The following is a 22,977-nucleotide window of genomic DNA, read 5'->3' as shown; positions in this document are numbered from 1 at the left end:
TGGACTACAAGCTGGCGTGGCGCGGCGGCTGGCTGATTGCCGTGCCGCCGCGAGATACCAGCCGCACGTGCCCCAGTTGCGGCCATGTGTCGGCGGCCAACCGCCAGACGCAAGCGCTGTTCAGGTGCGTGGGATGTGGTTTCGAAGGCAACGCCGATGTGGTCGGCGCGATGAATGTACTAAGGGCGGGACACGCCCGGTTAGCCTGTGAAGTGAGCGCAGAGGTCATGGCGCCAGCAGCAGGAACCCACCGAAGCGACTCAGGGGCGGCTCGATGCCGTGCCTGAGCGCCGCAGGAATCTCCGGCCTTCAGGCCGGGGAGGATGTCAAGATATCGCGACCTTCGGCGCGCAACTGGCTGACCAGCGCGTTGGCGGCGATGCTCGGCGAGGGCTGGATGTCCAGCAGGCGCCGGGAGAGAAAAGCGTGGCTCACAGGGCGTTCTCCAGCAGACCGAATTTCTTCAGTGGGGCTTCGATCCACGATTGACTGGGGTTGCCGGTGGCGATCTCGGCTTTAACTGCTTCTTCGAACTCGGCATGCCGGGCCGCTGCGCGCAGGACGTCGTCAGCCAGTGCCTGCGGGAAGGCCACCAGGCCGTCTTCGTCGCCGACGATCAGGTCGCCCGGTTCGATGATCATGCCGCCAATCGACACCGGTACGTTGATTTCGCCAGGGCCGGTCTTGTACGGGCCGCAGTGCACCACGTCACGGGCATAGCAGGGCACGTCTTCGAAGCTGGCGACATCGCGGATCGCACCGTCGATCACGAAGCCCACGCAGCCGCGCTGCAGCGCATACAGCTTGATCAGCTCGCCGATCATGGCGTTGGTGGTATCGGCCTGGCCGTCCACCACCAGCACATGGCCGGGCTGCAGCAGGGTCAGCGCCTTGTAGATGTACAGGTTGTCGCCGGGGCGGGTCTTGACCGTCAGTGCGGTACCCACCAGCTTGCCGGAGCGGTTGTAGCGGGTCAGGCCACGGGCACCAATGTGCCGGCCCAGATTGTCGCTGATGTGCGGGGTGACCACATTGTGCAGGGCTTGAACCACCGCGCTGGAGGCCAGCGGTGGCGAAGGCAGGATGCGGGTGCCGGGTAATGACATGAGAACCTCCGGTTGGGTGAGCGCCGATCAAGGCTGTGGTCCGGATGGTAGGGCTGGCGTATAAATACTTTTAGCGATATTTTTCGCTGATTAACCATCACTAAAATGAATGTAAAGACGTCCAGGAGCGCACCGGGTGGTCACTTTCAAGCAGATGGAAGCGCTGTTCTGGATTGCCGAAACCGGCAGTTTCGAAGCTGCCGCCAATCATCTGAACATGTCACAGTCAGCCATTTCCAAACGCATTCAGGAGCTGGAAGACACCTTTGAGGTTCAACTGTTCGACCGCAGCAAACGCAACGCCCGGCTGACAGAAAAGGGTGCCGAACTGCTCGACTGTACCCGCGAGTTGCTGGAGCGCCGCGACGTGCTGCTTGAGCGCATCAGCTCGCAGAACGTGCTGGTGCGCCGCCTGCGCCTGGGGGTGACCGAGCTGACTGCATTGACCTGGCTGCCGGCGTTCATCGACGCGATTCGCCAGGCTTATCCCAAGGTGCAGATCGAGCCTACTGTCGAACTGAGCAGCGAGCTGTTGCGCAAGCTGGAGGGCGATCAACTGGACGTGATCGTGATGCCAGATGTGCTCGACGATGTACGCTTTGTCTCGGTCCCGCTGCAGAGCGTCGACAACACCTGGATGTGCGCACCGGGCATGCTGCCGGCTGACCGCACGGTGGACCTGACCGAGCTGGCACAGGTGACCGTGCTGACCCAGGGGGCAAGCTCCGGCACCGGGCTGATCTATGAGCGCTGGCTGGCCCTGCACGACATTCAGTTGCCACGTACGCTGACCAGCCACAATCTGCTGGTGCAGGTCGGCCTGACCATCTCTGGTATCGGTGTGAGTTATCTGCCGCAGAACTGCTTGTCACACCTGACCGGACGCGGGGTGCTGCAAGTGGTGCGCACCCTGCCTGAACTGCCCCCCATTCAATACGCCGCGATCTACCGTGCAGATCGCCGCCATGGCATCAACCCGCACATCGTCGAACTGGCCAGCCAGCATTGTGATTTTGCGCGGTTGTTGATGGCGATGGGCTGAGCGAGGTTATTTACCAGGCCCAGGCCGCGCCCTGATTCGGTTCAGTCACCGACCAGATGCAAGAAGTGCATGTGCCGCTCGTACTGGTCGAGGATGTCGCCGATCACGTCTTCGCGTGACCAGCCCATCACATCATGGTCCTGGCCGCCTTCGCGCAGGTGCACTTCGGCGCGGAAGTACTTGCGCTCTTCGCTCTGGGTATCACCCATCACGAAACTGGGCATCGCATAGGCCTTGGGAATCACCGCATACAGGTATTCAGGGTTGTCCAGCGGGCCGACGGTCAGCCTTACACTGCCATCCTCACCGTCGTCCACCTGGCAGGCATAGCCCTGGCGACGCCACTCTTCGGCCACCGATACACAGGCCGGTTTGGCCACTTCGCTGATAAAGCGCACCACGTGGGCGCGACGCGGGAACATCGCCATGTTGCGCAAGCGCCGCTGCCAACTGCCGGGGGTACGGGCGGTGGACGCCGAGATACTGTAGTGGCGCAGGCCGCGTTTGGTCGCGTCGAGCTTCAGCGCTTTGAGCAGGCCGCGCATGCTGAACAGCAGGGCAATGGTGAACGGCAAGGCACTGGCGATCGTCGCTGTCTGCAACGCCTTCAAGCCATCGGCCAGCAACAGGGCGATGGCCACCAGGCCCATGCTCGCCGCCCAGAAGATCCGTTGCCACACCGGGGTGTGGTCATTGCCGCCCGAGGCCAGCATATCGACCACCATGGCCCCGGAGTCAGCCGAGGTGACGAAGAACACCACCACCATGATGATCGCCAATACCGAAATGAGGCTGGCGAACGGGAAGTGCTGCAAGAAGGCAAACAACGCCAGCGCGGTGTCTTTGTCGATGGCAGCGGCCAGGTCGGCCATGCCCTCATCGAGGATCAGGTGAATTGCGGTGTTGCCAAACACGGTCATCCACAACAGGGTGAAGGCGGTCGGCACCAGCAGCACGCCGGTGACGAACTCGCGGATCGTCCGGCCGCGGGAAATGCGCGCGATGAACAGGCCCACGAACGGCGACCAGGCCAGCCACCAGCCCCAGTAGAACAGGGTCCAGCCGCCGATCCAGTCGGACGGCTCATAGGCATACAGGTTCAGGGTGCGGCTGACGATGTCGCTGAGGTAACCGCCGGTGTTCTGCACGAAGGTTTGCAGGATCAACACCGTGGGGCCTAACAGCACCACCATCAGCAACAGCAACACGGCCAGCCCCAGGTTCAGTTCCGAGAGGCGGCGGATGCCTTTGTCCAGGCCTGAAACCACCGACAGGGTGGCCAGTGCCGTCGTACCGATGATCAGCACAATCTGTACGCCGGTACTCACCGGTAAGCCGAACATGGCGTTCAGGCCGGTATTGATCTGCGCGACGCCGAAGCCCAGCGAAGTGGCCACCCCCAGCACCGTACCGATGATCGCGAAGATATCCACGGCATGGCCGATCGGGCCGTTGATGCGTTCGCCGATCAGCGGGTAGAGCGCTGAGCGCAGGGTCAACGGCAGGCCATGACGGTAACTGAAGTAGGCCAGAATCAGCGCCACGATGGCGTAGATCGCCCAGGCGTGCAGACCCCAGTGGAAGAACGTGATCTCCATCGACTCGCGCGCCGCCGCCACGCTGTAGCCGTCACCGTAGGGTGGGTTGATGAAGTGCATCACCGGCTCGGCGACGCCGAAAAACATCAGACCGATGCCCATGCCGGCCGAGAACAGCATGGCAAACCAGGTGGTGCTGCTGTAGTCGGGGGTGCTGTGGTCCGGACCGAGCTTGATGTCGCCATAGCGGCTGATGCCGAGAAACACCACGGTGCAGAGGATGATTGCGACCGCGAGGATGTAGAACCAGCTGACATTGGTGATGATCCAGTTCTGGATCAGGCTGAACATGGTCTGCGCGGTGCTCTGAAAGGCGCTGGTGAACAGCACCAGCAGCAGAAGCAGGACTGCCGAAATCCAGAACACCGGTGGGTTGAGGGCGGATTTTGGGGTTGGCTCGTTCTTCTGGGCCATAGCTGATTGCGATCTCCGATCAAGCGAATTGCACACGCCGTGGCGCGGGTTGAAACACGGTGCTTAAGCAGGGGCCATGAAGTCCAGCGCGATTGCGACCGTCGCGTACCTGTGCTCGACATGACATCCACAAAAAAGCCCCGCAAGCCAGGGCTGGCGGGGCTTTGGTTAACTCACCTCAAACGATCAGCGCAGGGTCGAACGTGGCGCGACTGGCTGGTTGTCGTTGGAGATGGTGACTTCCACACGACGGTTCATGGCGCGGCCGGAATTGCTGGTGTTGTCGGCCACCGGATATTCCTTGCCATAGCCCTGAGCGACGATGCGCAGCGGGTCTACACCGGCACGCACCAGTGCTGCGCGCACCGAATTGGCACGGCGCTCGGACAGTTCCTGGTTGTAGCCAGCGGAGCCGGTGCTGTCGGTGTAGCCTTCGACGATCACTTTGCGGTCCGGGTTTTCCTGCAGGAAGCCGGCCAGCTTGGCAATGTTGCCCTGTGCACCCGGCTTGAGTTCGGCCTTGTTGTAGTCGAACAACACGTCACCGAAGGTCACCAGCGTACCGCGCTCGGTCTGCTTGGCGTTGAGGCTTTCCTTGAGTTTGGCGATCTGCGCGTCGCGCGCATCCAGACGAGCCTTGGCGCGTTCGGCGCCGGCTTTCTGCAGATCGGCTTCAGCGGTACGCAAGGCGATGGTCTGCTTGGCCACTTCGATACGCTGAATGGTCAGGTACGAGAGCTGATCGACCTTCTTGGCGTCTTCGCCGTCACGGAAGGCTTTGTCGGCCTTGGTCAGCCAGTCGTTGGCGTCCTTGGTTTCCAGGGCTGCAACCTTGGCCGCTTCAGGGTTGCTTTGCAGCGCAGAGAAGTTGGTACGCGCTTGCTCCAGGCTTGGGTTCGGCTTGGTAGCACAGGCCCCCAGGGCAACGCTCACGGCCAGCAGGGCAGGGATCATCAGTTGTTTGCGCATGGTTTGGTCGTCCTTAAATCAATGGCGAATACGTGAAAATGCGAAAGGGAGCGGCTTACTGGATCTGACGCTGGCTTTCTTCACGCAGTTCGTTCACACCTTGGCGAGCGTCCTGCACGGCTTTCTGGGCCTTGGCGGCCTGGGCTTTGCGTTCGGCAACGCGCGCGTCCCACTCGGCCTGCTCGGCCAGACGGCGTGCTTCGTCATACTTGTGATCCTGCATGGCCACATCGGCCTGGCGCAGCTTGTCTTGCGCGGATTTCATTTCCACTGCTGCGAACTCGGTGCCACCGGCGCTGACTGCGCTGTTCACCGCAGACTGGGTGACTGCGTACTGTTCCGACGGCGGGTTGCCGGCACAGCCGGCCAGTACCAGAGAGCTACCCAGGGCCAACGCAGCCAGTTTCAGCCCACGCAGACGTGCGAACGGGGTTTTGGCAGTGAGGTTGTTCATGGTCATCAACTCCATTGTTTAACTCCAAGTGCTTGGTTATCCATGACAGTGGCGGCCGGGAAGTGAGGCAAGCGACGCTTGGGCGCCTGTTACCTGCGGTCTGTTCCTGTAATGGCTAATGGGTCGGACCTGTGGCTTTTTTAAATAGTTCAGAGATTTTTCCAGGCTGCCCGGACAGCTTTTTCGGGGCAGGAAATCACCGGCGTGGCGTGCCGTGAACGCCAAAAGCCCTCCAGGCAGAGGGCTCGGAAAAGACGCGGGGGGTTACCTGAGAATTCGTTGCTCGGCGGCTACGAACGCCGGGGTTTTGCCGGCATCGGCGTACACCGGCTCGCCTTCTTCGACGCGGATCACCTCTGAACCTTGCACGTAAGGAATGGCCGCTTCGGCTTCTTGAAGCGCCGCATGCAGCAGGCCTTCGGTGATGGTCGCTTCATCCAGGCCGTAGGCTTCGGCCAGCGCCTTGATTTTCACCAGGTCGTGACGGTACAGGCTCAGGGTCACTTCACTGCGTTCGTGCTGTTGGCGGGCCTTGGCTTCCCATTCGCTGAGCAGGGTCTGAAAACTGTTCATCAAGATGCCTCCACGAGTGTCGGGTACTGCCTTTGGACCCTTGCGATGTGTCGGGGGTTCGCAAAGGGTTTGGCAGCAGCGGTTTTTTGCGGCACTGTCAGCCAAACAACAACATTAGAGCGCCTCTAAAAACGTAGGCGAGGCGGTCAGCGCAAGGCGAAATCAGGCGAGAAAGCGGAGTTTACGGGTTGTAAATGAGCATTTTGAGCCTGATTTCAACGCGGCGATGGCAACGCAGGTAGTTTTTAGAGGTGCTCTGTAGGGAGGAGTCAGGATGGCCGATATAGATGCCCGTTTGCGCGAAGACGTCCACTTGCTGGGCGAACTGTTGGGCAACACGATTCGCGAGCAGCGCGGCGCGGACTTTCTCGACACCATCGAGCGCATTCGCAAGGCCGCCAAGGCCGGCCGTCGTGGTTCAGCACAGGGTGCCGAACAGCTCACTGCCAGTGTCGCCAGTCTGGAGGAAGATGAGCTGCTGCCGATGGCGAGGGCTTTCAACCAGTTTCTCAACCTGGCCAATATCGCCGAGCAGTACCAGTTGTTGCGCCGCCGCGACGACAGCCAGGCTGCGCCGTTCGAAAGCACGGTATTGCCTGAGTTGCTCGAGCGCCTCACCCAGGCCGGGCACAGTAGCGAGGCGCTGGCCCGCCAGTTGGGCAAGCTGGACATCGAACTGGTCCTCACCGCCCACCCTACAGAGGTGGCGCGGCGCACCCTGATCCAGAAGTACGATGCGATTGCCGATCAACTGGCCGCGCTCGATCACCGCGACCTTAATAGTCAGGAATACGAACAGATTGTCACCCGCCTGCAGCGGCTGATCGCTGAGGCCTGGCACACCGAAGAAATCCGCCGTACCCGGCCCACGCCAGTGGATGAAGCCAAATGGGGCTTCGCAGTCATCGAGCATTCGTTGTGGCAAGCCATCCCCAGTTACCTGCGCAAGGCTGATCAGGCGCTGCACGCCGCCACCGGGTTTCGGCTGCCGCTGGACGCCGCGCCGATCCGCTTTGCTTCGTGGATGGGCGGCGACCGTGACGGTAACCCCAACGTCACCGCCAGTGTGACCCGGGAGGTGTTGCTGCTGGCGCGCTGGATGGCGGCCGATCTGTACCTGCGCGACGTCGACAGCCTGGCCGCCGACCTGTCGATGCAAGAGGCCAGCCCTGAACTGCGCGCCAGAGTCGGCGACAGCGCCGAACCCTACCGCGCCGAACTCAAACACTTGCGTGAGCGGCTGCGGGCCACGCGCAATTGGGCGCATGCTTGCTTGAGTGTTCCCCAGCCCGCGCCAGAGGCGGTGCTGCATGACAACCGCGACCTGCTCGAACCCCTGCAACGGTGTTATCAGTCGCTGCATGACTGCGGCATGGGCGTGATTGCCGATGGCCCGCTGCTTGATTGCCTGCGTCGGGCGGTGACCTTCGGCCTGTTCCTGGTCAGGCTCGACGTGCGCCAGGACTCCAGCCGGCATAGCGCGGCGATGAGTGAGATCACTGATTACCTGGGGCTGGGCCGTTATGAAGACTGGAGCGAAGACGCCCGCATCGAATTTCTCACTCAGGAACTGAGCAGCCGGCGTCCGTTGTTGCCCGCTCATTTCAAGCCGGCTGCCGAGACCGCCGAGGTGTTGGCCACCTGCCGGGAAGTGGCGGCAGCGCCGGCTGCATCACTGGGCTCCTATGTGATCTCCATGGCCGGTGCGGCTTCGGATGTGCTGGCGGTACAACTGCTACTCAAAGAGGCCGGCGTGCTGCGGCCAATGCGCGTGGTGCCGCTGTTCGAGACCCTGGCCGACCTGGATAACGCAGGACCTGTGCTTGAGCGGCTGCTGGGGCTGCCGGGTTACCGCGCACGCCTGCACGGCCCGCAGGAAGTGATGATCGGCTATTCCGATTCGGCCAAGGACGCCGGCACCACCGCGGCGGCCTGGGCGCAGTACCGGGCCCAGGAAACCCTGGTGAATATCTGCCGCGAACAACAGGTCGAGTTGCTGTTGTTCCATGGCCGCGGCGGTACGGTCGGACGTGGCGGCGGACCGGCTCATGCGGCGATCCTGTCGCAACCACCGGGCTCGGTGGCGGGGCGGTTCCGGACCACCGAACAGGGCGAAATGATCCGCTTCAAGTTTGGCCTGCCGGGGATCGCCGAGCAGAACCTCAATCTGTATCTGGCAGCGGTGCTGGAGGCGACGTTGTTGCCGCCGCCACTGCCCGAGCCTGGTTGGCGGGCCCTGATGGATCGCCTGGCCGACGACGGCGTGAAGGCCTACCGCGCAGTGGTGCGTGAGCATCCTGAATTTGTCGAGTATTTCCGTCAGGCTACGCCGGAGCAGGAGTTGGGGCGTCTGCCGTTGGGCAGCCGTCCGGCCAAGCGCCGCGAAGGCGGGGTGGAGAGCTTGCGGGCGATCCCATGGATCTTCGCCTGGACCCAGACCCGCCTGATGCTGCCGGCCTGGCTGGGCTGGGAGGCGGCGCTGGGCAATGCCCTGCAGCGCGGTGAAGGCGAGCTGCTGGCGCAGATGCGTGAGCACTGGCCGTTCTTCCGTACCCGGATCGACATGCTGGAAATGGTCCTGGCCAAGGCCGACAGTGATATCGCCCAGCTCTACGATGAGCGTCTGGTCACTGCGCCGTTGCAGCATCTTGGGGCGCATTTACGCGACCTATTGTCGCAGGCGTGCGCGGTGGTGCTGGGCCTGACCGGCCAGCAGCGGCTGCTGGCGCACAGCCCCGAGACGCTGGAATTCATCAGCCTGCGCAATACCTATCTGGACCCGTTGCACCTGTTGCAGGCCGAACTGCTGGCCCGCTCGCGCAACCGCGAAGCGCGTCTGGACAGCCCGCTGGAGCTGGCCCTGCTGGTTTCAGTGGCAGGTATTGCGGCTGGGCTGCGCAACACCGGTTGACGGATTGACCCTGGCCTGGCGGGTCAGTGGCGCGGCGTGCGCCGCTGGCACCGCCAGGCTATTTAGCCGACTACTGTAAGGCCTGGCGATGCGGTTGTGGCTGCGACCTTGGGCGGCTTGTGCGGCCAGAGTCGGCTGTGTATCTTGATCAACCTTTTGGCCTTTGGCCGTATTTGAGTTTTTCGATTGGCCCAAGAGGCGAATCCGACGATTGCATATAAAAATTTTGAGGAGCATGACGATGCGCGTGATTCTGCTGGGAGCTCCGGGCGCCGGAAAAGGTACTCAGGCAAAGTTCATCACTGAAAAGTTCGGCATTCCCCAGGTTTCGACCGGTGACATGCTGCGCGCTGCAGTCAAGGCTGGCACCGAGCTGGGCCTTAAAGCCAAGAGCGTCATGGACGCCGGCGGCCTGGTATCCGATGACCTGATCATCGGCTTGATCAAAGATCGTCTGGCTCAGCCAGACTGCGCCAATGGCGTATTGTTCGACGGTTTCCCGCGTACCATCGCCCAGGCTGAAGCCTTGGTCGAGGCTAACGTAAGTATCGACCATGTGGTTGAAATCGCCGTGGACGACGAAGAAATCGTCAAGCGTATTGCCGGTCGCCGCGTGCACGAGGCATCGGGCCGCGTTTACCACGTCGAGCACAACCCGCCGAAGGTCGAAGGCAAGGACGATGTCACCGGCGAGGATCTGATCCAGCGCAAGGACGACACTGAAGAGACCGTGCGTCATCGCCTGTCGGTCTATCATTCGCAGACCAAGCCGCTGGTTGAGTTCTACAGCAAGCTGGGCGCCGAGAAGGGCACGCCCAAGTGCAGCCACATCCCGGGTGTTGGCAGTGTCGAGCAGATCACTGCCAAGGTGCTGGCAGCGCTGAGCTGATCCGCACCAGCCGACAATGACAAATGGCCCGCTTGCGGGCCATTTGTCATTTATACTGCGCCACTTTTCATTTGCGACGGATACCTCGATGACCACCCTGCTGGCCCTGGACACTGCCACTGAAGCCTGCTCGGTCGCCTTGCTGCACGATGGCAAGGTGCTGAGCCACTATGAGGTGGCGCCACGTCTGCATGCCCAGAAGCTGTTGCCGATGATTCAGGACCTGCTTGCCCAGGCGGGCTTGCCCAAGTCGGCGGTGGACGCCATCGCCTTCGGCCGTGGCCCGGGCGCCTTCACCGGCGTGCGGATTGCCATTGGCGTGGTTCAGGGCCTGGCTTTTGCCCTGGATCGCCCGGTATTACCCGTGTCGAACCTCGCGGTGCTGGCCCAGCGCGCCTTGCGCGAACATGGCGCCAGCCAGGTCGCGGCGGCCATCGATGCGCGCATGGATGAAGTCTACTGGGGCTGCTACCGCGCCAGCGCCGGTGAAATGTGCCTGATCGGTGAGGAAGCCGTGCTGCCGCCCGAACAGGCCAGCCTGCCGGCCGACGCCAGCGGCGACTGGTTTGGCGCCGGCACCGGCTGGGGCTACGCCCCACGCCTGCCCGTGCAACTGAGTGGCTGCGACGCCGGCATGCTGCCCCATGCCGAAGACCTGCTCAGCCTCGCCACCTTCGCCTGGCAGCGCGGCGCCGCCATGCCAGCCGATCAAGCCCAACCGGTCTACCTGCGCGACAAGGTGGCGACGCCAAAAGGCGCTTGAAGAACAGGCGCTTTGGTTCCTTTGGTGTTTCAAAGGAACCCGCCCATCGGAGCGGAACCGGCAGTTCAGGCAACCGCGGCAATGACCTTTGGACAATGGCAAAGCCTTCGCGGCTAAAGCCGCTCCTACGCCGAAAGTAAGAGTCATCGCCCCGCGCAAGACCCCGAGCCCCTCAAGAAAACCCCGTCCCAGACGATACCCATTACGACTGAAAACGATATTGGCAGACACCGCCATTCATCATGAATGGCATCAATCGGCCATCTACCGCTCATCGCCTCAGTCTATGGAAACGCCTTGCGGCCCGAATAACGTGCAATTTGTGTGGTCTAGTTATCATTCGGATGTTTGCCAAAGCGCCTATCCGTGACGTTAAATTGCCACTACAGACGCCGAGTAATCATCGATGCGCATAGACGGTCCCTCACAACGCTCGTACCCCATCAAGCGCAAGCCCCGCAAAGGCCCTGCGACGATTGAGGGTGCCTTCGAGGAAGTCGACAGCAACATCGAACAACCTGCGCAGCCGGCCCGCAGTGCGCGTCGTGAGTCTGCTGACGTCCCCACCCCCAACGTTCCGGCACGCCCGCAAGACATGATCTTCCCGCGCTCCATGAGTTCACGAGTGGCCACCGCCCTGGCCAGCTACCTGACCACCGCCAGCTTCGGCGATTGGGAGATGGAAGTGGCGGAGCTCGACCTGCACGTCTGATTGTGACCAGCCTGCCTTACTTCCTTGGTTGCCCATCCTGGGCCGACAATACCTGGCGCGAATTCTTCTATCCGCAAGACGCCCGCAGCACTGATTTTCTTGGCCTTTACTGTCAGGTCTTCAACACGGTTGAAGGTAACACCACGCTTTACGCCCGGCCTAACGCCGCTACGGTGCAGCGCTGGGCGCAGACCATGCCGGCGCACTTTCGCTTTACCGCCAAGTTTCATCGCGATATCAGCCATGAGGGCGACCTGCGTCTGCAGCTCGACGCGGCCCAGGCGTTCGTTGCCATGCTGGCGCCGCTGGGTGAGCGGGTCACGCCGTTCTGGCTGCAGTTGCCGGCCAGCTTCGGCCCACAACGCCTCGCTGAACTGGCAATGTTCATCGCCGAGATCAAGGTGCCGTTGGCCGTTGAAGTCCGTCACCAGGCATTTTTTCTCAAGGGCGACGAAGAGCGTGCCCTCAACCGGCTGCTGCTCGACAACGGCATCGAGCGGATATGCCTGGATTCGCGGGCACTGTTCAGCTGCATCTCCAGCGATCCGGCCGTTCTGCACGCCCAGTCGAAAAAGCCCAAGGTCCCCGTGCGGCCTGCCGCGCTGACCCAGGCACCGCAGGTGCGGTTTATCGGTCGCCCGGAACTGGATGCCAATGATCCGTACATGGCGCCCTGGGTCGAGAAAGTCGCCGCCTGGATTGAAGAAGGGCGCACGCCTTACGTGTACCTGCATACCCCCGACAACCATCGTGCACCCGCCTTGGCGCAGCGCTTTCATGAGCAATTGATGGCGCGTTTGCCGGGCCTGGCGCCGTTGGTGCAGATTGATCGTGGGCCCGAGGTGGAGCAGTTGGGGCTTCTTTGAGGTCCATGAGGGTGAACCCATTGGTTTAAGAGTCCCACCATGCGCTTGGTTATCGTGGTATTGCTGTTGTGTGCCCTGGCCTCACTGGCGGTGTGGCGTAGCTGGGTTGAGGTGCCGCCGCGCTGGAACCCTTGGGCACCGCTGGACATTCGTGCCGAACCCAATCTGCTGACTTCATTCAAGCTCTGGCGCTTGCAGGATAATGCGCAGTTGTGCGATCAGGCATTGGCATCATCGACCCTGCGCTTCAGCCGCCAGGCTGACAGCCCGCCTTCGGCCAATTGCCCGTTGAGCAATACCCTGCGGATTCAGGGCGGCGAGGTGGCGCTCAGTAGCAGCTTTTTGGCCAGTTGCCCGCTGGCGGTGGCTTATGCGCTGTTCGAGCACCATAGCCTGCAGCCTGTTGCTCAAGCCACACTGGGCCAGCGGGTTGCGCGTATCGACCACTTGGGCAGTTTTGCCTGCCGCAACATCTACAACCGCAGCGAAGGCCGGCTCAGCCAGCACGCCAGTGCCAACGCGCTGGACATCGCCGGGTTTCGCCTGGCCAACGGCGAGCGCATCGACCTGCTGCGTGACTGGAACGACAGCGGCGCCAAGGGGCAGTTTCTGCGCAGCGTCCAGCAAGCGGCCTGTGAGCACTTCAACACGGTGCTGGGGCCTGACTACAACGCCGCGCATCGCAATCACTTTCACCTGGATATGGGTATGTGGCGGGTCTGCCGATAAGCCCGGGTTTGCCTGCGGGCAATGCCATACAAAGGCACTCGGGTAAAAAGTGAATCTGCTACCATGCGCGCCTGTCCTTGTTTACCCGCCAGTTGCCATGCTCTTTCTTATCGCCTACATCGCCAGCGTCGTATTGATCAACTTCGCTTTTTCGGCGGCTCCGCATCTGGACATCATCTGGTCATGCTGGGGCGGCCTGGTGTTTGTACTGCGCGACATGGTCCAGACCCGCTTCGGCCATGGCGCGATCATCGCCATGCTGGCCGCGCTGCTGTTGTCTTACATCACCAGCGACCCGACCATTGCCCTGGCCAGCGCCACGGCCTTTGCCGTTTCTGAACTGATCGACTGGCTGGTGTTCACCATTACCAAACGCCCGTTGCATGATCGCCTGTGGATCAGCTCGGCGCTGAGTATTCCGCTGGACACCTTTATCTTCTTCGGCATGATCGACGCACTCAGCGCACCGGTACTGATTACTGCCCTGGCCTCGAAATTCGCCGGGGTCACGGCGGTGTGGCTGATCATGGCCTGGCGGCAGCGTCGACACGCCTGTCCGGGATAACCCTGCATGACGCAGGGCTTCATGGTAAATTGCGCGCCTTTCTCCACCGTGGTTGCCCGTTTACTGGCGGGCTACCCTCGACATCTGCTCTTCGAGGACCTGAGATGACTCAAATCGGAACTCCACTGTCGCCCACCGCGACCCGTGTTTTGCTGTGCGGCAGCGGCGAACTGGGTAAAGAAGTGGTCATCGAACTGCAACGCCTGGGTGTCGAAGTGATCGCTGTCGATCGCTACGCCAACGCTCCGGCCATGCAGGTTGCTCATCGCAGCCACGTGATCAACATGCTCGACGGCGCCGCCCTGCGCGCCGTGATCGAGGCCGAGAAGCCGCACTACATCGTGCCGGAAATCGAAGCCATCGCCACCGCGACCCTGGTGGAGCTGGAGGCCGAAGGCTTTACCGTGGTGCCGACCGCTCGCGCTGCGCAGTTGACCATGAACCGCGAAGGCATCCGCCGTCTGGCCGCTGAAGAGCTGGGCCTGCCGACTTCGCCGTACTTTTTTGCCGACACGTTCGAAGACTACAGCAAGGCTGTCGAAAGTCTGGGCTTCCCGTGTGTGGTCAAGCCGGTGATGAGTTCTTCGGGCAAAGGCCAGAGCCTGCTCAAGAGCACTGCCGACATCCAGAAAGCCTGGGACTACGCTCAGGAGGGCGGTCGCGCTGGCAAGGGCCGGGTGATCATTGAAGGCTTTATCGACTTCGATTATGAAATCACCCTGCTGACCGTGCGCCATGCTGGCGGTACCACGTTCTGTGCGCCGGTTGGCCATCGTCAGGAGAAGGGCGATTACCAGGAATCCTGGCAGCCGCAGGCAATGAATCCGGTGGCGCTGGCCGAGTCCGAGCGTGTGGCCAAGGCGGTTACCGAGGCGTTGGGCGGTCGTGGCATGTTCGGCGTGGAGCTGTTCATCAAGGGGGATCAGGTGTGGTTCAGCGAAGTGTCGCCGCGCCCGCACGACACCGGTCTGGTGACCCTGATTTCCCAGGACCTGTCGCAGTTCGCCCTGCACGCCCGGGCCATTCTCGGCCTGCCAGTGCCGCTGATTCGTCAGTTCGGCCCGTCGGCATCGTCGGTGATTCTGGTTGAAGGCCAGTCGACCCAGACTGCGTTCGCCAACCTTGGTGCAGCCTTGGCTGAGCCGGACACCGCGTTGCGCCTGTTCGGCAAGCCAGAGGTCAACGGTCAGCGCCGCATGGGCGTGGCCCTGGCACGTGACGAGTCGATCGAAGCCGCCCGCGCCAAGGCCAACCGCGCCTCGCAGGCGGTCAACGTCAAGCTGTAACGGCAGATGCAAGCCGCAGGAGCCGCTTTAGCGGCGAATGGTCTTCGCCGCTAAAGCGGCTCCTGCGACATGCCCTACAGTTCTGTATCGCGGGTCTCTTTCAGGGCCAGTACGGCCAGGACACTGAGCAACGCGGCGGCCGATACATAGCCGCCGACCCAGCTCAGTCCGCCCATGGTCACCAGTTTCTGGGCAAAGAACGGTGCCATTGAGGCGCCGACGATGCCACCCAGGTTGTAGGCCGCCGAGGCTCCGGTGTAGCGCACCTTGGTCGGGAACAGCTCGGGCAGCAGCGCGCCCATCGGCGCGAAGGTCACGCCCATCAAAAACAGCTCGATGCTCAAGAACAGCGCCACGCTCCAGGTCGAACCGTGAGTCAGTAGCGGCTCCATGGCAAAGCCCGAAGCAATCGCCAGCACGCCACCGGTCAACAGCACCGGTTTACGGCCAAAACGGTCGCTGGCCCAGGCTGATATCGGCGTTGCCAAGGCCATGAACAGTACGGCAAAACACAGCAGGCCCAGGAAGGTCTCACGGGTGTAGCCCAGGGTCGAGACGCCGTAGCTCAGCGAAAATACTGTCGAGATGTAGAACAGTGCGTAGCACACCACCATCGCTGCAGCCCCGAGCAGCATGGGTTGCCAGTGTTTGCTGAAGGTTTCGACGATCGGCAGGCGCAGTTGTTCGTGCTTGGCCACGACCTTGGCGAACGCCGGGGTTTCTTCCAGTTTCAGGCGCACATACAGGCCGACAATCACCAGCGCTGCGCTGAGCAGAAACGGAATGCGCCAGCCCCATTCGCGAAACTGCTGGTCATCAAGGACCACGGCCAGGGTCAGAAACAGGCCGTTGGCGGCCAGAAAGCCGATGGAGGGGCCCAGTTGCGGAAACATGCCGAACCAGGCGCGCTTGCCTTTGGGTGCGTTTTCGGTGGCCAGCAGCGCCGCGCCGCCCCATTCACCGCCCAGTCCCAAGCCTTGGCCAAAGCGCAGCAGGCACAGCAGGATCGGTGCCCAAACGCCGATACTGGCATAACCGGGCAGCACGCCAATCAGGGTGGTGCAGACCCCCATCAGCAGCAGCGAAGCCACCAGTGTCGATTTACGGCCGATCCGGTCACCAAAATGGCCGAACAGTGCCGAGCCCAGTGGGCGGGCGAGAAACGCAATGCCGAAGCTCAGAAAAGCGCCGAGCATCTGCGCGGTGCCTGAGGTTTGCGGGAAGAACACCGGGCCGATCACCAGCGCAGCAGCGGTGGCGTATACATAAAAATCGTAGAACTCAATGGCGGTGCCGATAAAACTGGCGGTGGCCACCCGCGTGGCAGAGTTGGCCGGCGGCGGTTGGGGGCTCTCGGTATCAGCGAGGGTCGTTGTGGTCATGCGGATTATCCCTGTCATGTCATCTGCGGCGACCAAAGTGGCGGCAGGCATTCATTTGTTATAGGTGCGGGCAGCGCTGAGCTGTTCGGCCCGGTTGGGCGGCAAGGCAGGGGAATGGCCCGGGGGATGGTGAGCCAGACCTGAGGGTATGCGGGTCGTTCAGGCTGTTGTTGGGCGGATCGTAGCGCGTGCGGGTAGCACGTCGACCGGCCGGGCTGGATAAGCTGGCCGATTATAGGAATGCCGCGGCTTTTGAAACAAGTGGTAACAGGCGCGGGCGCGCTCGGTCAGAGGCGGGCGCGCAGCGGTGCATGCCGCCACATCAGTACCCGGGTCACGCGGTTATCCTCGGTTTCGAGGATTTCCAGCCGGTAGGGACCAACCTTCAGGCAAACCGGGCCTTCGGGAATGGTTTCCAGCGCTTCGGTGACCAGGCCGTTAAGGGTCTTGGGGCCATCGGACGGCAGATGCCAGCCCAGGCTCTTGTTCAGTTCGCGAATCGACGCTGCGCCGTCGACTGCCATCTGGCCGTCAGGCAGTTGAGTGATGTGCGGGTTATCCAGGTGCTCGTTTTCGAACTCGCCGACAATCTCTTCGAGAATATCTTCCAGGCTGATGATGCCCAGCACCTCGCCGTATTCATCAACCACCACGCCCAGGCGGCGTTGCTGCTTGTGAAAATTCAGCAACTGCAGCTGCAATGGCGTGCTTTCCGGGACGAAGTAAGGCTCGTAGCAGGCGCTCAGCAGGTGGTCCTTGGTCAGTTCGGCCTTGGGCAGCAGATGGCTGATCTGGCGGGTGTTGAGAACCCCCTGTACCTGATTGATGTCGTTGTGATAGACCGGCAGGCGGGTGTGGCGCGAGATGATCAGGTTCTCGATGATCTGGCCGATCGGTTCATCCAGATTGATCCCGTCCACTTCGCTGCGCGGAATCAGGATGTCGTTGACCGTCATGCGGTCCAGGGCGCGAATGCCGGCCAGTACGCTGCTCGGGCTGTTGTCGGCTTGCGCTTGGTGCGCGTGGTATGGCTGCACCTGGTCATGCTGCAGCTCGCCGCCGGGGCCTGGGCGCCGGGCAAGCGGCTGTAGCAGCAGGCCCGCGGTACGCTCAAGCAGCCAGGCCAGTGGCTGCAGCAGGCGTAAAGGCCCGCGCAGCAGGCTGTTGACCAGTTTCAGGGTGTGCTGTGGATAGCGACTGGCCAGACGCCGCGGCAGGTATTCGGTGAGCAGTAGCAGCGCGGCTGAGCTGCCCAGCCAGGCCAGTAATGGCCCCTGATAAACCCAGTAACGCAAGCAGACCAGCAGCGTGATGACCACCAGCAGGGTCTTGAGCAGGGTATTGCCCAGTATCAGGCTGTGCAGATCGGCCTCGTTTCTGGCGCGCGGGCCTGTCAGGTAATACACCGCTTCGGCCGCCGTAAACAGTCCTGACCAGAGCGTCAGCAGGGCCAGCACACCGAGCAGGGGAGCGATGGGCAGACTATTCATGAGTGCGGCTCTTTAGATGGGTGTAGTCAGATATGCAGGATGAATTCGCGTACCAGCTTGCTGCCGAAGTAGGCCAGCATCAGCAGGCAGAAGCCGCCCAGTGTCCAGCGGATTGCCTTGTGGCCACGCCAGCCCAGCCGCGTGCGACCCCAGAGCAGGACCCCGAACACCACCCAGGCCAGGCAAGACAGCAGGGTCTTGTGGACCAGATGCTGGGCGAACAGATTCTCGACGAAGATCCAGCCTGAGATCAGCGACAGCGACAACAGGGTCCAGCCAGCCCACAAGAAGCCGAACAGCAGGCTTTCCATGGTTTGCAGTGGCGGAAAATTGCGAATCAGCCCGGACGGGTGTTTGTGCTTGAGCTGGTAGTCCTGCAAGAGCAGGAGCAGCGCCTGGAACACGGCGATCGTGAACATGCCGTACGACAATATCGACAGCAGTACATGGCTGAGGATGCCAGGCGACTCGACGATCGGTTGCGCCGTCCCGCTGGGCACGAACTGCGCGAGCAAGACGGTTATCATGCCGAGCGGAAACAGCAGCGCCAGCAGGTTTTCCACTGGAATGCGCACGGTCCCGAGCAGAATCAGGAAGATGACCGCGAGGGCGATGAGGCTGGCGGCGTTGAAAAAATCCAGGCCCAGGCCTGCCGGGCGAATCAGTTGCGAGCACAGGCCGATGGCATGGGCGATGATCGCCAGGGAGCCGAGCAGCCACAGCAGACGCTTGTCGGGTCTGGTGGCGCGGCGCAGGCGGATGCCTTGATAGACGGTCGCGGCGGCATACAGGCTGGCGGCGATGAGGCTGGGGAACAGGCTGGCTGGCAAAGGGAACATGATCCTGACGGGCGGGCCCTGAAAGGGGCTGAGTTTGGCATACCCCGGCTCTGCAAGAAAGTGCGAGGCGTTGTGAACGCCATTGGCCTTGATGCATGTCGTGTGGCTGGACGCTCTCTGTCCGTGTGCCGGACTCTCGGCTATAATCTGCGCCCTGTTCAGGCCGCCGACTCGCCGCGCGCCATTTATCTCCATTGCGGGCCGTGCCGCACCCATCAGGGGCGACCGGAGCCTTACTAGGAACGCGCATGTTTGAAAATCTAACGGAACGCCTTTCCCAGACGCTGCGCCATGTCACCGGCAAGGCCAAGCTGACCGAAGAGAACATCAAGGACACCTTGCGCGAAGTGCGCATGGCGTTGCTCGAAGCTGACGTCGCGCTGCCAGTGGTCAAGGACTTCGTCAACAATATCAAAGAGCGGGCGGTCGGCACTGAGGTGTCGCGCAGCCTGACGCCGGGCCAGGCGTTCGTGAAGATCGTCCAGGCCGAACTCGAAAGCATCATGGGGGCGGCCAACGAAGACCTGGCGCTCAATGCTGCGCCACCTGCCGTGGTGCTGATGGCCGGTCTGCAGGGTGCGGGCAAGACCACCACCGCCGGCAAGCTGGCCAAGTTCCTCAAAGAGCGCAAGAAGAAGAGCGTGATGGTGGTGTCGGCCGACATCTACCGTCCGGCGGCGATCAAGCAGCTCGAAACCCTGGCCAACGATCTTGGGGTCACCTTCTTCCCGTCCGATACCAGCCAGAAGCCGGTGGACATTGCCCAGGCGGCGATCCGCGAAGCAAAGCTCAAGTTCATCGATGTGGTGATCGTCGACACCGCCGGCCGTCTGCATATCGATTCCGAGATGATGGCCGAGATCCAGGCGCTGCACGCGGCGGTCAAGCCGGTCGAAACCCTGTTCGTGGTCGACGCCATGACCGGTCAGGACGCGGCCAACACCGCCAAGGCCTTTGGTGATGCGCTGCCGTTGACCGGTGTGATCCTGACCAAGGTCGACGGCGACGCACGTGGTGGTGCTGCACTGTCGGTGCGCTCGATCACCGGCAAGCCGATCAAATTCATCGGTATGGGCGAGAAAAGTGACGCCCTTGAGCCATTCCATCCGGATCGTATCGCTTCGCGGATCCTGGGCATGGGTGACGTGCTCAGCCTCATCGAGCAGGCCGAGCAGACGCTGGACCGCGAGAAGGCCGAGAAGCTCACCAAAAAGCTCAAGAAGGGCAAGGGCTTCGACCTCGAAGATTTCCGCGACCAATTGCAACAAATGAAAAACATGGGCGGCCTGGGCGGGCTGATGGACAAGCTGCCGAGCATCGGCGGCATGAACCTGTCGCAGATGGGCAACGCCCAGGGCGCGGCCGAGAAGCAGTTCAAGCAGATGGAAGCGATCATCAACTCGATGACGCCGGCCGAGCGCCGCGACCCTGACCTGATCAGCGGCTCGCGCAAGCGCCGCATCGCGCTGGGTTCCGGTACCCAGGTGCAGGACATCGGGCGGCTGATCAAGCAGCACAAGCAGATGCAGAAGATGATGAAGAAGTTCTCCACCAAAGGTGGCATGTCGAAAATGATGCGCGGCCTGGGCGGTATGTTCCCGGGCGGTGGCGGCATGCCCAAGATGTAACCAGACAACCGGGTACGGCCCAGGCCGTGCCCGCTCGTCGTACAGGGGCTGACCCTGTGCGCCCCTCAATAAGGAGGGGATTTACCCGGTCGCCACGGTGGCCGACCCATGCAGGTCTTTACGGCAGGCGCTCAGTCGTCGGAAAAAGTCGTTTGCAAATGTCCGTATATTCCTTGAGAATATGCGGCCTTTTGGGCACCCGTGCCCATTTGTGCAACAAAGATTTGCAGCACCGACTAAACAGGAACGATGTTCAATGCTAACCATTCGTCTTGCCCTTGGCGGCTCCAAAAAGCGCCCGTTCTACCACGTGACTGTCACTGACAGCCGCAACGCCCGTGACGGCTCTCACAAAGAGCAGATCGGTTTCTTCAACCCGATCGCTCGTGGTCAGGAAGTTCGCCTGTCCATCAACGAAGAACGCCTGAACTACTGGCTGAGCGTTGGCGCTCAGACTTCCGAGCGCGTTGCCCAGTTGATCAAAGAGAGCAACAAGACCAAGGCTGCGGCCTGAGTCTTATGAACGCGACGCCTGCATCTGCCGACGATCTGATCGTCATTGGCAAGATTTTCTCGGTTCATGGCGTTCGCGGCGAAGTGAAGGTGTACTCCTTCACGGATCCGATTGACAACCTGCTGGACTACAAGACCTGGACGCTGCGGCGCGAAGGCCGTGTGGAAAAACAGGTCGAGCTGGTCAGTGGACGCTTGCAGAGCAAGTTCCTGGTCACAAAGCTCAAAGGCCTCGATGATCGTGATGAAGCCCAGCTTCTGGCCGGTTGCGAAGTCTGTGTGCCGCGTAGCCTGTTCCCTGATCTGGATGATGGCGAGTACTACTGGTATCAACTGGAAGGACTCAAGGTTATCGACACGCTCGGGCAATTGCTCGGCAAGATCGATCACCTGCTTGAAACCGGCTCGAACGATGTAATGGTGGTAAAGCCCTGCGCGGGTAGCCTGGATGATCGCGAACGCCTGTTGCCCTACACGGAGCATTGCGTGTTGGCTGTCGACCTGGAGGCCGGCGAGATGAAGGTGGATTGGGATGCGGATTTCTGAGTGCCATGGCTAGCCTGCGCATAGACGTTATCACGCTGTTTCCCGAGATGTTTTCCGCCATCAGCGAATACGGCATAACCAGCCGTGCGGTGAAACAGGAGCTGTTGCAGCTGACCTGTTGGAATCCGCGGGACTACACCACAGATCGCCATCACACTGTGGACGATCGCCCCTTTGGTGGCGGCCCCGGCATGGTGATGAAGATCAAGCCTCTGGAAGATGCGCTGGCCGAGGCCAGGCTGGCAGCCGGAGACAAGGCAAAGGTGATTTACCTTTCGCCGCAAGGCCGCAGGCTGAGTCAGCCAGCGGTGCGCGAACTGGCGCAAGAGAGTGCTCTCATTCTCATCGCCGGTCGTTATGAAGGCATCGATGAGCGTTTCATTGAAGCGCACGTGGATGAAGAGTGGTCGATTGGGGACTATGTCCTGTCTGGCGGCGAGCTGCCGGCGATGGTACTGATCGATGCGGTTACACGACTGCTGCCTGGAGCTTTAGGGCATGTAGACTCCGCGGAGGAAGACTCCTTCACGGACGGTCTGCTGGATTGCCCGCACTACACCCGACCTGAGGTGTATGCGGATCAGCGTGTTCCCGACGTATTGCTAAGTGGCAATCACGCACACATCCGGCGTTGGCGTTTGAAACAGTCCCTTGGGCGGACTTTCGAGCGACGCGCTGATCTTCTGGAAAGTCGCTCACTTTCTGGAGAAGAGCAGAAGCTGCTGACGGAATACATCCGTGAGCGGGACGATAGTAAACGTATCGATGGCTGATCCGGGAGGATCACCCTTAGGAGCACAAGCATGACCAACAAAATCATTCTGGCCCTCGAAGCCGAGCAGATGCAGAAAGAAATCCCGGCCTTCGCCCCGGGCGACACTGTTGTCGTTCAGGTGAAAGTGAAGGAAGGCGATCGTAGCCGTCTGCAGGCGTTCGAAGGCGTTGTCATCGCCAAGCGTAACCGCGGCGTGAACAGTGCTTTCACTGTTCGCAAGATCTCCAGCGGCGTTGGCGTTGAGCGTACTTTCCAGACCTACAGCCCGCAAATCGACAGCCTGGCTGTCAAGCGTCGCGGCGACGTTCGCAAGGCCAAGCTGTACTACCTGCGCGACCTGTCCGGTAAAGCAGCACGCATCAAGGAAAAACTGTCCTGATACAGTTTTTCGATGCATGAAAAAAGCAGCCTTCGGGCTGCTTTTTTTTCGTCTGCTGTACGGTGGCAGCGACCAGGGTCGCGAAGCTTTTTTCTGAGCTGGAGTCTGCGAGTTCGTTGACATCCTCCCCGGCCTGAAGGCCGGAGATTCCTGCGGCGCTCAGGCGCGGCATCGAGCTGCCCCTGAGTCGCTTCGGTGGGTTCCTGCTGCTGGCGCCATGACCTCTGCGCTCACTTCACAGGCTAACCGGGCGTGTCCCGCCCTTAGTACATTGATCGCCCCGACCACATCGGCGTTGCCTTCAAAACCACATCCCACACACCTGAACAGCGCTTGCGTCTGGCGGTTGGCCGCCGACACATGTTCGCAACACGGGCACCTGCGGCTGGTATTTTGCGGCGGCACGGCTATCAGCCAGCCGCCGCGCCACGCCAGCTTGTAGTCCAGTTGGCGGCGGAACTCGAACCAGCCCTGATCGAGGATGGCCCTGTTCAGGCCAGATTTGGCCCGAACGTTTCTTCCCGGTGCCTCTGCCGTGCCTGCCGCCG

26 protein-coding genes are annotated in these 22,977 nt (G+C 61.6%); 15 read left to right on the top strand and 11 right to left on the bottom strand.

What is annotated here, in order from left to right:
• The coding region (locus NJC38_RS28445; protein WP_253118117.1) for a transposase at window positions 1–287 on the top strand (287 nt) is incomplete at its 5' end.
• Window positions 288–309: 22 nt separating this feature from the next.
• On the opposite strand, the gene NJC38_RS29110 is transcribed toward NJC38_RS28445, so the two are convergent.
• Window positions 310–435, bottom strand: coding sequence for a hypothetical protein (locus tag NJC38_RS29110; RefSeq protein ID WP_290447433.1), 126 nt, complete (start codon window positions 433–435; stop codon window positions 310–312).
• Entirely contained in the window at window positions 432–1,106 is a 675-nt protein-coding gene (locus NJC38_RS28440; RefSeq protein ID WP_253118116.1) for an RraA family protein, read from the bottom strand. Before NJC38_RS28440 ends, NJC38_RS29110 begins: the two co-directional genes overlap by 4 nt.
• Window positions 1,107–1,242: 136 nt before the next feature.
• Between NJC38_RS28440 and NJC38_RS28435 the strand changes: the two genes are divergently transcribed.
• Window positions 1,243–2,148: a LysR family transcriptional regulator gene (locus NJC38_RS28435; protein ID WP_045481413.1), complete on the top strand. Its 906-nt coding sequence runs from the start codon at window positions 1,243–1,245 to the stop codon at window positions 2,146–2,148.
• Window positions 2,149–2,189: 41 nt separating this feature from the next.
• On the opposite strand, the gene betT is transcribed toward NJC38_RS28435, so the two are convergent.
• From betT to NJC38_RS28415, 4 genes are all read right to left on the bottom strand, one after another.
• Window positions 2,190–4,160, bottom strand: a complete 1,971-nt coding sequence (gene betT / locus NJC38_RS28430; protein WP_253118115.1) for a choline BCCT transporter BetT — start codon at window positions 4,158–4,160, stop codon at window positions 2,190–2,192.
• 186 nt (window positions 4,161–4,346) lie between these two features.
• On the bottom strand, window positions 4,347–5,129 hold the full coding sequence (locus tag NJC38_RS28425) for an OmpA family protein (protein ID WP_253118114.1): 783 nt from the start codon (window positions 5,127–5,129) through the stop codon (window positions 4,347–4,349).
• A 55-nt stretch (window positions 5,130–5,184) separates the two neighbouring features.
• Window positions 5,185–5,598 (bottom strand): DUF4398 domain-containing protein, encoded by a 414-nt coding sequence (locus NJC38_RS28420; protein ID WP_045481402.1) that lies wholly within the window; start codon window positions 5,596–5,598, stop codon window positions 5,185–5,187.
• A gap of 249 nt (window positions 5,599–5,847) precedes the next feature.
• Complete coding sequence (locus NJC38_RS28415; RefSeq protein WP_045481399.1) at window positions 5,848–6,156, bottom strand: hypothetical protein; 309 nt, start codon at window positions 6,154–6,156, stop codon at window positions 5,848–5,850.
• Between the two features lie 274 nt (window positions 6,157–6,430).
• On the opposite strand from NJC38_RS28415, the gene ppc reads away from it, so the two are divergent.
• The 8 genes from ppc to purT all read left to right on the top strand — a co-directional run bounded on the left by ppc (window position 6,431) and on the right by purT (window position 14,877).
• Window positions 6,431–9,067 carry a phosphoenolpyruvate carboxylase gene (gene ppc, locus NJC38_RS28410; protein ID WP_253118113.1) on the top strand — a complete coding sequence of 879 codons (2,637 nt, stop codon included), beginning with the start codon at window positions 6,431–6,433 and terminating at the stop codon, window positions 9,065–9,067.
• Between the two features lie 241 nt (window positions 9,068–9,308).
• Window positions 9,309–9,956 (top strand): adenylate kinase, encoded by a 648-nt coding sequence (adk, locus tag NJC38_RS28405; RefSeq protein WP_253118112.1) that lies wholly within the window; start codon window positions 9,309–9,311, stop codon window positions 9,954–9,956.
• Window positions 9,957–10,044: 88 nt separating this feature from the next.
• The gene (gene tsaB / locus NJC38_RS28400) at window positions 10,045–10,719 is read left to right on the top strand and encodes a tRNA (adenosine(37)-N6)-threonylcarbamoyltransferase complex dimerization subunit type 1 TsaB (protein WP_253118111.1); all 675 of its coding nucleotides are present in this window, start codon (window positions 10,045–10,047) and stop codon (window positions 10,717–10,719) included.
• A gap of 406 nt (window positions 10,720–11,125) precedes the next feature.
• Complete coding sequence (locus NJC38_RS28395) at window positions 11,126–11,431, top strand: hypothetical protein (protein ID WP_253118110.1); 306 nt, start codon at window positions 11,126–11,128, stop codon at window positions 11,429–11,431.
• 2 nt (window positions 11,432–11,433) lie between these two features.
• A complete protein-coding gene (locus tag NJC38_RS28390) occupies window positions 11,434–12,297 on the top strand; it encodes a DUF72 domain-containing protein (protein ID WP_253118109.1) in 864 nt (287 codons plus the stop codon).
• Between the two features lie 39 nt (window positions 12,298–12,336).
• Window positions 12,337–13,026: an extensin family protein gene (locus tag NJC38_RS28385; protein ID WP_045481379.1), complete on the top strand. Its 690-nt coding sequence runs from the start codon at window positions 12,337–12,339 to the stop codon at window positions 13,024–13,026.
• Between the two features lie 97 nt (window positions 13,027–13,123).
• Entirely contained in the window at window positions 13,124–13,591 is a 468-nt protein-coding gene (locus NJC38_RS28380; protein ID WP_045481376.1) for a VUT family protein, read from the top strand.
• A gap of 104 nt (window positions 13,592–13,695) precedes the next feature.
• Window positions 13,696–14,877, top strand: a complete 1,182-nt coding sequence (purT, locus tag NJC38_RS28375) for a formate-dependent phosphoribosylglycinamide formyltransferase (protein ID WP_253118108.1) — start codon at window positions 13,696–13,698, stop codon at window positions 14,875–14,877.
• Window positions 14,878–14,951: 74 nt separating this feature from the next.
• Here purT and NJC38_RS28370 read toward each other — a convergent pair whose 3' ends face one another.
• The 3 genes from NJC38_RS28370 to NJC38_RS28360 form a co-directional block, all read right to left on the bottom strand.
• Window positions 14,952–16,259 carry an MFS transporter gene (locus NJC38_RS28370; protein ID WP_253118107.1) on the bottom strand — a complete coding sequence of 436 codons (1,308 nt, stop codon included), beginning with the start codon at window positions 16,257–16,259 and terminating at the stop codon, window positions 14,952–14,954.
• A gap of 287 nt (window positions 16,260–16,546) precedes the next feature.
• The gene (locus tag NJC38_RS28365; RefSeq protein ID WP_253118106.1) at window positions 16,547–17,749 is read right to left on the bottom strand and encodes a transporter associated domain-containing protein; all 1,203 of its coding nucleotides are present in this window, start codon (window positions 17,747–17,749) and stop codon (window positions 16,547–16,549) included.
• Window positions 17,750–17,775: 26 nt separating this feature from the next.
• Window positions 17,776–18,588, bottom strand: a complete 813-nt coding sequence (locus tag NJC38_RS28360; protein WP_045481361.1) for an inner membrane protein YpjD — start codon at window positions 18,586–18,588, stop codon at window positions 17,776–17,778.
• 248 nt (window positions 18,589–18,836) lie between these two features.
• On the opposite strand from NJC38_RS28360, the gene ffh reads away from it, so the two are divergent.
• The 5 genes from ffh to rplS all read left to right on the top strand — a co-directional run bounded on the left by ffh (window position 18,837) and on the right by rplS (window position 22,429).
• Entirely contained in the window at window positions 18,837–20,216 is a 1,380-nt protein-coding gene (gene ffh / locus NJC38_RS28355) for a signal recognition particle protein (RefSeq protein ID WP_045481357.1), read from the top strand.
• A gap of 256 nt (window positions 20,217–20,472) precedes the next feature.
• Window positions 20,473–20,730: a 30S ribosomal protein S16 gene (gene rpsP, locus NJC38_RS28350; protein ID WP_045481354.1), complete on the top strand. Its 258-nt coding sequence runs from the start codon at window positions 20,473–20,475 to the stop codon at window positions 20,728–20,730.
• A 5-nt stretch (window positions 20,731–20,735) separates the two neighbouring features.
• Window positions 20,736–21,275, top strand: a complete 540-nt coding sequence (rimM, locus tag NJC38_RS28345; protein WP_045481349.1) for a ribosome maturation factor RimM — start codon at window positions 20,736–20,738, stop codon at window positions 21,273–21,275.
• A gap of 5 nt (window positions 21,276–21,280) precedes the next feature.
• Window positions 21,281–22,048, top strand: coding sequence for a tRNA (guanosine(37)-N1)-methyltransferase TrmD (trmD, locus tag NJC38_RS28340; protein WP_045481346.1), 768 nt, complete (start codon window positions 21,281–21,283; stop codon window positions 22,046–22,048).
• A 30-nt stretch (window positions 22,049–22,078) separates the two neighbouring features.
• Window positions 22,079–22,429 carry a 50S ribosomal protein L19 gene (gene rplS / locus NJC38_RS28335; protein ID WP_045481342.1) on the top strand — a complete coding sequence of 117 codons (351 nt, stop codon included), beginning with the start codon at window positions 22,079–22,081 and terminating at the stop codon, window positions 22,427–22,429.
• Here rplS and NJC38_RS28330 read toward each other — a convergent pair.
• Both NJC38_RS28330 and NJC38_RS28325 read right to left on the bottom strand, forming a co-directional pair.
• On the bottom strand, window positions 22,410–22,601 hold the full coding sequence (locus tag NJC38_RS28330) for a hypothetical protein (RefSeq protein ID WP_253118105.1): 192 nt from the start codon (window positions 22,599–22,601) through the stop codon (window positions 22,410–22,412). The two genes, rplS and NJC38_RS28330, sit on opposite strands and share 20 nt — an antisense overlap.
• On the bottom strand, window positions 22,589–22,977 hold a 389-nt coding region (locus NJC38_RS28325), incomplete at its 5' end, for a transposase (RefSeq protein WP_253118104.1). The genes NJC38_RS28325 and NJC38_RS28330, both read right to left, overlap by 13 nt.

Source organism: Pseudomonas sp. 21LCFQ010 (assembly GCF_024129905.1).
GTDB lineage: Bacteria > Pseudomonadota > Gammaproteobacteria > Pseudomonadales > Pseudomonadaceae > Aquipseudomonas.
This window is presented reverse-complemented; position numbering and strand designations above follow the sequence as displayed.